At 35.8% G+C, this 8829-nt stretch carries 5 protein-coding genes; 1 reads left to right on the top strand and 4 read right to left on the bottom strand.

Features of this window, described 5'->3' with window-relative positions; genetic code table 11:
• Positions 1-185: 185 nt before the first annotated feature.
• Both hpsE and AFK68_RS21930 read right to left on the bottom strand, forming a co-directional pair.
• Complete coding sequence (gene hpsE, locus AFK68_RS21935) at positions 186-1181, bottom strand: hormogonium polysaccharide biosynthesis glycosyltransferase HpsE (RefSeq protein ID WP_094675066.1); 996 nt, start codon at positions 1179-1181, stop codon at positions 186-188.
• Positions 1182-1644: 463 nt separating this feature from the next.
• Positions 1645-3768 (bottom strand): DUF839 domain-containing protein, encoded by a 2124-nt coding sequence (locus AFK68_RS21930; protein ID WP_094675064.1) that lies wholly within the window; start codon positions 3766-3768, stop codon positions 1645-1647.
• Between the two features lie 529 nt (positions 3769-4297).
• Between AFK68_RS21930 and AFK68_RS21925 the strand changes: the two genes are divergently transcribed.
• A complete protein-coding gene (locus tag AFK68_RS21925; protein WP_094675062.1) occupies positions 4298-4594 on the top strand; it encodes a hypothetical protein in 297 nt (98 codons plus the stop codon).
• Between the two features lie 197 nt (positions 4595-4791).
• Here AFK68_RS21925 and AFK68_RS21915 read toward each other — a convergent pair.
• Positions 4792-6560, bottom strand: a 1769-nt coding sequence (locus tag AFK68_RS21915; RefSeq protein WP_246844344.1) for a DEAD/DEAH box helicase, incomplete at its 3' end; no start/stop codon positions are given.
• A 338-nt stretch (positions 6561-6898) separates the two neighbouring features.
• Positions 6899-7810 carry a Bpu10I family restriction endonuclease gene (locus AFK68_RS21910; protein ID WP_094675056.1) on the bottom strand — a complete coding sequence of 304 codons (912 nt, stop codon included), beginning with the start codon at positions 7808-7810 and terminating at the stop codon, positions 6899-6901.
• Positions 7811-8829 lie beyond the last annotated feature (1019 nt).

Raw genomic sequence — 8829 nt, 5'->3', positions numbered from 1 at the left:
CTATTTAACCGGGCATGATATTACTTTATTTTTTTCATTTATTGATAGTAATTATGTATATAGCAATCCTATTTTATTCGTGGCAAAAATATTACTGCTTTTTAGAGAACAAACAGGTAGGAGTTTCAACTTTTTTACTTATCACAACCTATGCGCGGATTGCTATATTTACTGTTCAGACATTCTTAAGAACTCACATTCACTAACGACAAAGGTTTTCTTTCTGACTCTTGGTATAATTGCACTTTCCATAGATAAAATGGACTAACTAAAATGCTTAATAGTAGTGTCATTTCACAAGCAGCAACTATATCAGTTTTCAGCAAATTATAGTTTTTGATCAAGTAAGATAAAGCTTTCCGAGAATCATTAACTAGATAAGCAAAACATGCTAGAGGTCTTTGCCAAGGTTTAAGTCTGATCATTCTAATATGATTTCTGTGTAAGCCTGAACCACGGGCGAGAGATAGTAAATAATTCCGCTCCAATCTTGAAGAAGATATCATGTGATGGAGATGCATTTCAGGATTGTACCAAATTTCCCATCCTGCATTTTGTATATGAGCAAAAACCTCCATATCTTCTCCTTTAAGTGCCAAATATTTTCCAGCAGTTCCTGTCAGGAATAAATTTTCAGGAACACTTTCTAGCCATGCTTTTTTAGAAACAACTGTACCAGCTCCTGGAGGCAAAACTTTTTTCTTACGCTCATTATAACAAAAAGCTTTTTGCCCTCTTTCAATAATTGCAAAATACACAGCTATCTTTTGAAAATTTTGAGGTGCTTCAACTTCAAATTCCCCATGAATTTGTCCTCCATAAGCACCTGCTTTAGGATGTGATTTACCAAAAGAATAAGCTTTAGCAACCCAGTCAAGTGCAGGTAAATTATCATCATCAATAAAACCTACTAAAGAACCTTGTGCTTTTTCCATTCCTTTCCTTCTGGCAAAACCACATCCTTGCCGAATTTCAGTAAAATATTTGAGAGGAAATTTTTCTCCCCAATTAGATTGGTAATTAGCAACTATTTTGGCTGTATTATCTGTGCTGTTGTTATCAACTATAACAATTTCCCAGTCTATTTCTTCTATTCCCACCTGATTTTTAAGTCTGCCCAAAATTTTAGGCAAATTATCGGCTGAGTTATATGCTCGAATAGCAACAGTAAAATCAATCATTAGAAAAATCAATATAGCTCCCCTTGGCAATAGGGAGGGAATTTGGAATCAGGTTAAAGCCAATTAAAAAATAGATGTAAAGTCTGCCTCTGTCAAGGTAGTGGTATCAATTCCGTTTAGGACAGCGAGTTTATCCTCTATTTCGGAGAGCTGAAAAAAGATCGGATAAATATTTAAGAAAAATATTTATCCGAAATTTATTTAGGGTAAGTTAATCAGTAAATATTGAGGAGATATTGCCTTAATTTTTACTCATTGAACTTGAAAGGAATATTAACTTTATTCCTCAAAATACTGACCCTTAAGAATTGATTGTAGAAGCAGTATTTAAAAGNAAAAGTTAATCAGTAAATATTGAGGAGATATTGCCTTAATTTTTACTCATTGAACTTGAAAGGAATATTAACTTTATTCCTCAAAATACTGACCCTTAAGAATTGATTGTAGAAGCAGTATTTAAAAGTTATACGGAAGTAAAGTCACTCTCAGTTAAAGTGGTGGTATCAATACCATTGAGGACAGCGAGTGTCTCTTCATCTGAGATAATACTATTTCCAGTAAAGCTCAAGTCCGCAAAAGTTAGACCATCAGCTAAACCGATGAAGTCAGTTCCAACTTCAAAGTCAACAATAGTATCAGTTCCTTCACCAACAGCTAAGATAAATGTATCAGAACCTTGACCACCAGAAAAGTCATCTCCAGTGAGAACGTCGTCACCTAAACCACCTCGGATGAGGTCATCGCCATCATCACCCCAGATGCTATCGTTACCTTCATCTCCATAGAGTTCGTCGTTACCGCCTTTACCACCAATGCGGTCATCGCCTGTACCACCATTGATAGTGTCATCTCCAGCTACAGAACTACCAGAAGAACGACTATTCTTATCGCCCCGGAGAATATCATCACCCCCACGACCATCAATTTGATCGTCACCCTGTAAACCAGCAATAGTATCATCGCCTTGACGACCTACTAACATATCGTCGTCATCACTTCCTTCTATGTCCATTGGTTCGGGGATCTCTTGAAGAAAAGCTAACTGTCCTCCTTGTACCAAATTTTCTTCTGCTATAACTCCATCCCTGAGACTGTGCGCTTGAACGTCAAACAGAAATAACTCACCAGGTTCTTGATCGAACAAACTTGAAACATCCAAAATTCCTGAAGATTCCCAGTCACCTATATCATCAGGGTCTCCATCAGTTTGAGGAATAGGCTCTCCTGGTACTGCTGAACGATCCATTTGAGCAACACGGATCAGTTCCCCAGTTGTTGGATCTAACTTCCAGATAGATGCTTCCTCTCCAGATGTCTGACCAAATTCTCCAGTAGATCGGTCTTCATTGATATAAATGTAACCATCATCTGCCCAATCTAAGTTATCTGGGCTACGCACACCAAAATCAGGATGTGCAAATTGTCCAGCACCTGCATCATCTCCATCATAGAGAATTGTTAGGTCAGCAGCGATCTCTGAATCACTAAATTCCATGTCAACACTATAAGTTATTCCCCAAATATCATCAGGAAAACGACCGCTCCGACCGGTAGAAGCTAACACTGCCTCTGTACCATCAGCAGGGTTTGTCGCTACATCTTCAGGACGAGAAAATTGGAAAGCACCCGCTTCTTCCGCAAGTAAATCTTGTTGAGTTTGGGTAGCAAATCCCATTTCATCATAACCTAGTTCGTCTTGAATACTGCCATCGCCATCTGTATCTTCTGCAGTCCCTGCTTCTTCTGGGCGATAATAATCAATTTCGACAAATGTTCCTGACTCACTGTTTCCTGTTCCGTTAAACCCTGCTGGATCGGGATTGCTATCTGGATCATTTTCTCCTTCAGTATCACCTAATTCTGCATCAGGAACCCAAACATAGAGACTACCATCAGCTAAACCGTTACGTTCTAGAAAACCTGCTCCTTCAGTTGTATCTTTTTCTCCTACATAAAGAAGTAGAGGAGCTGCTTCACGGTCATCTCCCACTAATATACCTACTTCGTCAGTATCTCCAGTATCTACCTGAGTTATATTTTCCCAACCAGCTCTTCCTAACCAAGGAACAGCATGAAGGGTGTTATTTTCAATATCTAATGCAAATTCAGTTCCACCAAAAGTTTCTTCTCCTGTGAAATAAATGTTATCAACGATACCCGAACCACTTGCAAACTGGTTACCTTCAACGTAGATAGAAGAACAGAAACGATTTAATCCTCCAAATTCTATGTCAGATATGTCATCTACTACTTCACCATTGCGATTGATAATAGTGTCATAAGCAAGACCTGCATCAACTACTTCTAAGGTCTCCTTATCTATATCAAAATAGCTGATCCTGCCTCCTGTGAGTTCAGTGCCATTTGCCAAAGCATAGGCATAACCAACACCGCTTCTTAACTCGTGGTTAACCAAAACTCGAACTGTATCTTCCTCAAGTTCAAAAGCTCCAATACCATCAAGAATTCCCGGAGGAGTATAATTTCCTGAAGTTCCAGGAATAGTTTCACCGATGGTAATAACTGGCTTAACTTTATAGCCGTTAAGACCTGTCATTTGAGCAGGTTGATTTGTTGTAAATGTCATCTTTACAGCCTATTTAAGATTGAAAAAATTAAGTTTTGTGCGATAAATTCCTGAGAAACTAATTATTCAGAAAAATATGCACTGAATGTATGTTTTCGGNTAACTTTATAGCCGTTAAGACCTGTCATTTGAGCAGGTTGATTTGTTGTAAATGTCATCTTTACAGCCTATTTAAGATTGAAAAAATTAAGTTTTGTGCGATAAATTCCTGAGAAACTAATTATTCAGAAAAATATGCACTGAATGTATGCTCCCATAATTGTTTTAAGAGAAGAATATGAAAAGGATAAATTTTGGTTAAATCAAGTTTTTTTGATGAAAAATTAAAACAAACTAAAAATAACTTGTTTCTGTTTATCTTCGTGATAATTTTTAATATTTAAGTATGCTGTCTAGATAGCTCAACTGGACACGATCTAAAATTTTTGTCGAGGCGATCGCTACTATTTTCCGGAATTTCCTGATGAGATTAAGGATCTAACTAAAAGAACCTAGATAATTTTTATTTAATATTTGGAGCGGGGCAAATATGTCTGATAATTCTACATCAAAATTTCGTCCAAGAAAACATATTATTTCTCTTGGTTGGTTTAGCTTGATCATGATTAGTAGTATTGCTGGCTTAATTAAAGATGGAAACTTTGGCCGTTTACCAATCAATTTTTTGATTGGTAGTGTTCCGGTAGCTATTGGTCATAGTCTGGATATTCAGAATCAGAAAAAAGAACAGAAATTACTTGTAGCTGAACAAGAAAAACGCAAATTAAAACTTATGGAAGATTTAGCTATGAGTAAAACTTTGTTAGAAAGAGCAGAAAATTTATAATTTTGTACGGCTTTGTTGTATAAAAGATTATTTTTAGAAAAAATCTTCTAGATTAATGTCATCATCAGAATTTTCTGAGATTGTTTCATCCGTTTTTATTCCTGATACATTTTCAGGATTATTTTCATCATTTTGTTTTTCATCTCCATATTTTACTCCTGATTCTGCTGCAGGTTTAGCAGCAGGATTATTAGTTNAAAAGATTAATGTCATCATCAGAATTTTCTGAGATTGTTTCATCCGTTTTTATTCCTGATACATTTTCAGGATTATTTTCATCATTTTGTTTTTCATCTCCATATTTTACTCCTGATTCTGCTGCAGGTTTAGCAGCAGGATTATTAGTTTCATAAATCTGTTCAGGCTGAATATTTTTTAATTTCAGACATTCTGTTTTTTCCTGTTCTTGGTCTTGAGATTTAACAGATTTTTGGGTATCGTTTTGTTTTTCATTTCCGTATTTTTCTCCTGCTTCTGCTGCAAGTTTAGCAGCAGGATTATTAATTCCATAATTAGGTTCTGGCTTAACAATTTCTAATGGCTGAACTTTAGATTTTTCCTGTTTTTTGTCTTCAGATTTAGGAGATTTTTGTCGCCTAATTCCACCTCTACGTCTGCGAGAAGTTTGCTCTTCTGTAGTATTTTCCGTAACAACTTCATATAAAATTGCTAACTTATTTTTATCGCTACCTCGACGTAAAACTCGACCTAATCTTTGAATATATTCTCGTTCGCTACCTGTACCAGATAAAATAATTGCTACCCTGGCATCTGGCACATCAACACCTTCATTTAAAACATGAGAAGCGACAATAGTTTTATATTCCCCAGTCCGAAATTTACTTAAAACTTCATGGCGTTCTTTTACAGGAGTTTGATGAGTAATTGCCGGAATTAAAAAGTCATGGGAAATTCTATAAACTGTAGCATTATCCGCTGTAAAAATTAAGGTACGTTCTGGGAAATGTTGAGCAAGTAAATTACCTAAAGTTCGTAATTTTCCATCTGTACCAAGAGCAATTTCTTTAGCTTGACGATGAGCTAACATTGCTCGACGACCAGCAGTAGAACGAGCGCTCATCATAACAAAATTTTTCCAACCATTTACCCCTCCTAATTTAATCTTTGCCTGTTTTAAAAAGTCGTTTCTAATTGTCATTAACTTATTATATTCTTCCCGTTCCTGTGAAGAAAGTTTGACCATTATTTGCACGATTTTATGGTCAGCTAAAGCGGCACCTGCTAACTCTTCAGGAGTTTTGCTGAAGACCGTAGGTCCAATTAAATAATCTAGGTCAGAATGACGACCGTCGGAACGGTTAGGAGTTGCCGTCAAACCGAGACGATAGGGAGCGATCGCGTATTCGGCAATGACCCGATAAAAATCAGTAGGCAAATGGTGACATTCATCGAAAACTAATAGAGCATATTTATTGCCGATCGCCTCCGCATGAATAGTCGCACTGTCGTAAGTCGCTACTAAAATTGGTGTTTTATCTCTAGATCCGCCTCCGAGCAACCCTACCTCGACATCGGGAAAAGCTGCGTTTAAATGTGCATACCATTGGTGCATCAAATCTAGAGTTGGTACAACCACCAGGGTACTGCGGGGAGTTGCCTGCATTGCCAGTTGTGCCAAATATGTTTTACCAGAAGCAGTGGGGAGAATGACTACTCCATTTCTACCAGACTGTTTCCAAGCTTTTAATGCAGCTTCCTGGTGGGGATAAGGTGGCATCTCGAAACTAGGAATAAGTTCGAGGGGTGCAAATTCTTTAGCTTTGTCAACAAAGTCGATTTTTGCTGCCTTTAATGATTCAACTAAAGGGCGATAGTCTATTGCCCGAACCCGGAATTTTTCCACCCGGTCATCCCAGGTGGCGTAGTCTATCCAAGCTTTCCCCTGGGGAGGGGGATGGAGAATAAGAGTGCCGCGATCGAATGAGATAGTTGGTTGACGATACATTATACCAAATTGATAAATATTTGCTGCAAATAGCTAGGCTATTTTTGTTAGGAGTCAGTAGGGACGTTGCATGCAACGTCCGTACGGAGTCAGGAGTTAGAATGAATGGTTTCAATACCATTTTTTAGGTCATAAATTCTCTTTGTTTTGTCAAATAGACATCTCCTGTAAAGTCTTTGTAATCACATTTAATTAGTGGTAACATTATTTTTTCAAATTGGTATTATACCATTTTAATAAATTTATGACATGAATCTTCATTCTTAAGTCTTGGTAAGGGGAGTTGGGCAGATAGAAATCAGTAGATAGCTTTAAAAAATTAGTATTACTTTGCTGATTTAAACATAACCTTGATTTAAAACCTTATTTATAGATGGATTAGCATTATCAATCAATGGTTTAATTTTATCAATCATCCTCTGAAAAACATCAGGATAATATTTTGGAGTATCTAAAAATTCCGCATATTCTTGTCTATGAATACGTCTGGCCTCCGGTGTTTTATGTTCTTGTCTAATATTAGCAGAAAGACGCTTAGATTTACGCACTATTAAAACATCATCAAGCTGAGTTGATACAATAGAAATTGGTGTCATATCTAAAAATTCGCAAATCAAAAAGTATAGGGAACCAGGAACAGCTATTTTTAAATCCCTGCTAGTGGCAACTGCTTCTTGAAACATAGTTTTATCTAAATTTGTTTTGCATTCTGCACATACATAACCCAGATGAGATTCGATTAGTTTGTAATCTTGAAAATTTGGATATAAAGATGTTTTTAAGTATAGCTTTTTACCTAAAATAAAGTCTTTATCCTTAGACCTAATAGATGGTTTACCATCTAGACCAGGATTACCTAAAGATGACAAAAAACTCAGCCCAGAAAATGTATTTCTCGGACCTAACTCAAAAGACTCATCTATTCCTCGCAAGCTTCGGAACACAAGTTGAGGTAAAAACTCTTCTAAAATTGTATTATCTAATTTTAATTGTCCCTTCTGTCTGTAAAGAAAATTTTCTGAGCTATCAAATATTAAATCTAGTTCAATAAAACGCTTGTATTTATTTGTAGCTGCTACTAATTTTTCTACAGTATTAGCTTGCCCAACTTTGACTAACTCTAATTCTTGTCTCCACTGATGGTATTTCCTGATAGCTTCCTCTAATCTATCTCTGTCAGCATCAGGTAAGCGAGGATTATTTAGACAAGCTATTAACTTTGAATAATGTGGTTGGGGAAGTTCAGGCATAATTTTATTTTTTACTGTTTTCTAAGTTTAAAAATAATTGATTTTTTGAGGACTTACGCAGGGGAACCCAGAAACCCAGTTTCTCGTAGATATCTATTGTTAAAAGCAATGATCTATCGTAGAAACCGGGTTTCTTTGCATGAACCCTATATTTGATATTTTTCAATATCTGGATATAAATTTAATTTTGGTGTTCTCTCTAGGTATGGAACTTTTCGGATAGCATTTTCTAAGGATTTATAATTTTGGCTTGAAACTACAGATATACCATTTTTTAAAGCATTCATCGCAACTTCCCTCGCTACAGCATCTATAAATTCTATTTTTAATTCTGGTTTTAAATTGTAGAAGTTAATCAAATCTTCCCTAATAATTTTCCCAAACTTATTTTTAAATGTGCGCTTTTGCCTTAAAACTTTCCTATACAAACCAGACTCAATACCAATCCTTTCAATAATATCGGCATTATAAAAAGGAACTCCAAGTACATTTGATTCATGCCCAACAACAAAAACCAAACGTGCATCTTTTTTACTTACTCTTGAAAGCTCTTTTAAAGTGTCTGCTATATCTAAACAATACTGAACTACTGTATAAAAACGATTTCCTCTATTTGCTCTATTGGAACCAATCTCTGATTTGGCTATTTTGAGCAAATCCCATCCTAAAAGTTCCGCAGATTTTCTATAGTTTTGATGATAATTAAAGACATTAATATAAGGTGGTGAAGTAACAACAAAGTCTATTTTATTATCTGACATCGGGAGTAATCTAGCATCAGATAAATAAGCTTTGATAGTTTTATTTGAGTTGGGTAAATTTTCAATCAATTTCACTAACTCATAAAATTTATTTTGAATCAACTCATTNCATCGGGAGTAATCTAGCATCAGATAAATAAGCTTTGATAGTTTTATTTGAGTTGGGTAAATTTTCAATCAATTTCACTAACTCATAAAATTTATTTTGAATCAACTCATTAGTAATGTTAGATTTTGCTCCATCAATTAGAATTACTA

This window comes from Hydrocoleum sp. CS-953, assembly GCF_002260545.1.
GTDB lineage: Bacteria > Cyanobacteriota > Cyanobacteriia > Cyanobacteriales > Microcoleaceae > Trichodesmium.
This window is presented reverse-complemented; position numbering and strand designations above follow the sequence as displayed.